Origin of the sequence: Herminiimonas sp. (genome assembly GCF_030645555.1) — a bacterium.
In the GTDB taxonomy this organism is placed as follows: domain Bacteria; phylum Pseudomonadota; class Gammaproteobacteria; order Burkholderiales; family Burkholderiaceae_D; genus Oxalicibacterium.
Map to the genome: position 1 here is coordinate 1 of NZ_JAUSME010000099.1, position 3564 is coordinate 3564.

The window sequence follows — 3564 nt, forward strand, 5'->3', positions numbered from 1 at the left end:
CTGATGCACCGCCCGGGCATGGTGGTGTCGCGTACTGAACTTACCGAGCACATTTATGCGCAGGACTTTGATCGCGACTCCAACACGATAGAAGTCTTCGTCGGCCGCTTGCGTAAAAAACTGCCGGCGGAATTGATAGAGACGGTGCGCGGGCAGGGCTATCGCCTCAATCCTCCTGCACCCTTGAACCGATGAGCCGATGAACAATACGCAGCCACGCAGCACAGTGGAGCGTCCGCGCAAGGGGCGATGGCTGTGGCTCAATTCCTTGCGCTTGCGCCTGCTGAGCGCGACGATTGCGGCGCTGGCCGTGGCGCTGCTGCTGGCCGGTTTTACACTCAGCGGCTTGTTCAGGGAACATGTGTTGCGGCAGTTCCAGGCGGAGCTGACGCAACAACTCGATCAACTCGCGGCACGCCTCGAGTTTGATGCTGCAGGCCAGCCCTTGATCGATCCGCTATCGCTGTCCGACCCACGCTGGCAGCGACCTTATTCCGGCCTGTACTGGCAAATTGATCAGGTATCCGCAGACGGACGGGGGCGCGCCGGCGTGCTGCGCTCGCGCTCGCTGTGGGATGCCAGCCTGCAGTTGCAGGCCGATACCCTGGCTGATGGCGCTGTGCATGTGCACGAAACCACAGGCCCGGAAGACAGCAGCTTGCTGCTGCTGGAGCGCACGATACGGCCGGCAGAGCAACCGCAGGCACGCTGGCGCCTGATCGTTGCCGCTGATCTGAAAGAGACCCGCGAGGCGGTGACAAAATTTTCAGGCGTACTGGCGGCATCGCTAGTGGCCTTGTTGCTGTTGCTGGCACTGGCGGCATGGGCACAGGTGGCCGTGGGCCTCAAACCTTTGCGGGCATTGCAGCGCAGCCTCAAGGATGTGCAGCAAGCCAGTTCACAGCGTCTTCAGGGTGAATTCCCTGCCGAGGTGCAGCCGCTGGTCGATGATTTTAATCGCGTGCTGGACCAGAATCGCGAGGTGGTAGAGCGTGCACGTACCCAGGCCGGAAATCTGGCGCATGCGCTCAAGACTTCATTGTCGGTGCTCGAGCATGCCGCAGCCCGCGTAGCGGACGCCGATGGCAGCACGCTGGCGCAACAGGTGCAGGAACAAGTTGCACTCGCGCGCCGGCACATAGACTGGCATCTGGCGCGCGCCCGCGTCTCCGCGACGCAGCGTTTGCCGGGGCAGAGAACGGATGTCGCCGTGGTGATCGCCGGCCTGGTGCGCGTGATGGAACGGGTGCATGCCGGCCGCGTGATTAACATCACTACACACATGCCGGCGACTCCCTTGTTCTTTGCCGGTGAAGAACAGGACCTGCATGAAATGCTGGGCAACCTGCTGGACAATGCCTGCAAGTGGGCGAGCGCCCGCGTGGTGCTCACTGCCGGGCTTGTCCCTGCTGCGGAGCCGCCGGTATTTTGCGTGGTGGTGGAAGACGATGGTCCAGGTATCAATGCGGCCGACCTGCAGGCAGTGGTGGCACGGGGAGTGCGCCTGGATGAATCGGTGCCCGGAACCGGTCTGGGCCTGGCGATCGTGCAGGATCTTGCCGGCTTGTATGGAGGACAATTGAGCCTGCAAAATGCGGAGTCGGGTGGTTTGAAAATAACACTGTCGCTGCCGGCTGCAAGCCCCGAATGATTGGTCTGTAATTGCCTGCATTGCAAATCAAAAGGGGCAGCTCACGCTGCCCCTTTTTTAATTCAGATGCTCTTGCTGATGCATGCCTGATCTGAAGATCAGTGCAGGAATTTCCCCGTCTTGGAAATCATCGTCAGATCGACATACTCGGAACCGGTGTGGCGGCTGGGACTGAATCTGACGACGAAGCCGCCAGTGTCGTACATCGTCATGGATTCCATTGCCGTTATCAGCTTGTCGCGGGTCAGGTCTTTACCGGCCCGCTTCAAGCCCTCAACAAATACTTTGGCCGCGATAAAGCCTTCCATGCTGACATAGTCCCATTCCCGCTTGTTATTCTGCAGATACAGCTTGCGGTATTCCTTGCTGATAGGGGTTATGTCGTCCCAGGGTGCGGGCATGACTTGCGAGATATTCACGCCGCCAGCATCGGTGCCCAATTCCTCTGCCAGCGCACGGCTGCCGACAAATGAAATATTCCAGAACAGAGGACGTTTGCCCGCCGCAATCATGGCCCGGATAAATGCCGCGCAAGAATTGTATGCAGAAACCATCACGATTGCTTGTGGATCGCTCTGCTTCATTTTCTGCACTGCCTCGGCAACGTCGGTACTGTTTCTTTCTACCGTGGCGAGGGCTACAACCTCGATATTGCGCTTCTTCAGTGCGCGCGTGACGCCTTCCAGTCCTGCTTTGCCATAAGCATCATTCTGATAAAAGACCGCCACTTTTTTAAAGGATAGCGTAGTGATATGTTCTATGATTTTTTCAGTTTCCTGATAGTAGCTGGCACGCACATGGAAGACATTGCGGTTGGGCGGATCACGCAGTATTTCTGCGCCTGTAAAGGGAGCAAATACTGGGATCTGCGCTTTTGTGATCGCTGGCATGGAGGCTACGGAGGTCGGCGTGCCTACATAGCCGAATAGTGCGAATGCGCCTTCCTGTCCTATCAATTTTTTCGTGTTTTCAGCGGCACGTTCGGCGTCATAACCATCATCGAGGGTCTTCAGCACTATTTTTCTTCCAAAGACACCGCCTTGTGCATTGATGGAATCAAAATATGCTTGGGCGCCATCACGCATCCCCTTGCCCAGTTCTTCGGCTGGCCCGCTTAAGGCCGCTGACTGCCCGAGGATGATGCTGGTATTCGTTACCCCTGTTTCTGCTCTACATAAGATGGATGCAAACAACACGCAAAGCAGTACTGGAATTTTTTTAAATCGCATGTCCGTTCCCTCTACAAGTTTCATTGATAGACATCACCATGCTCTGTGGCACTTGGATAATTGAAAGTCTCACTTCCGGGGCTTTCTTTCTATAAACAATAATAACCGCGGCAGACTAGGGTTTTTCTTAAAGCGGAAACAAAGACTGAAATTCAGTAAAAAACGTGGCTTTTGCACCTTAGAATTTAATATCGTATAATTGCGATATTAAATTCTAAGTAATCCGATATTTGTTTCGTATTTCAACGAAACATGTCGAAAAGGAAAACATGGATAACGATGTCATACACAAGGCTCTGGCTAATCCGGTACGCCGCCAGATACTCGCCTGGCTGAAAACGCCGGAAGTCTATTTTGCCGAACAGGAGCATCCACTCGATTTTGGCGTGTGTTGCGGCTTGATCGACAAGCGCAGCGGTTTGTCGCAATCGACTGTGTCTGCGCATCTGGCGACCTTGCAGGCGGCGGAGCTGGTGACGTCGCGGCGCGTTGGCCAATGGGTATTTTTCAAGCGTAATGAAGCCACGATCCAGGCATTTCTGGAAGCCATCCACAGTGATCTGTAATGGCGGCTGGATTCATCCAGGGATGGCTGCCTGATGTGGCCCGATAGTTTGTAGTGGTATACAAAAATTAATTCAAAATTCAATTCAAAGTTCAATTTCCTAATTTTTCAAGAAAGCA

The 3564-nt window shown here is 55.0% G+C and carries 4 protein-coding genes; 3 read left to right on the forward strand and 1 reads right to left on the reverse strand.

The features are described 5' to 3' along the window. Window positions 1-195 (forward strand): helix-turn-helix domain-containing protein (locus tag Q7T06_RS03945; RefSeq protein ID WP_304780502.1); only part of this gene is annotated, 195 nt, incomplete at its 5' end. Between the two features lie 4 nt (window positions 196-199). Next, window positions 200-1651, forward strand: coding sequence for a sensor histidine kinase (locus Q7T06_RS03950; RefSeq protein ID WP_304780506.1), 1452 nt, complete (start codon window positions 200-202; stop codon window positions 1649-1651). Between the two features lie 98 nt (window positions 1652-1749). On the opposite strand, the gene Q7T06_RS03955 is transcribed toward Q7T06_RS03950, so the two are convergent. Then, on the reverse strand, window positions 1750-2880 hold the full coding sequence (locus Q7T06_RS03955) for an ABC transporter substrate-binding protein (RefSeq protein ID WP_304780509.1): 1131 nt from the start codon (window positions 2878-2880) through the stop codon (window positions 1750-1752). A gap of 269 nt (window positions 2881-3149) precedes the next feature. On the opposite strand from Q7T06_RS03955, the gene Q7T06_RS03960 reads away from it, so the two are divergent. Beyond that, window positions 3150-3446: a helix-turn-helix transcriptional regulator gene (locus Q7T06_RS03960; RefSeq protein ID WP_304780513.1), complete on the forward strand. Its 297-nt coding sequence runs from the start codon at window positions 3150-3152 to the stop codon at window positions 3444-3446. Window positions 3447-3564 lie beyond the last annotated feature (118 nt).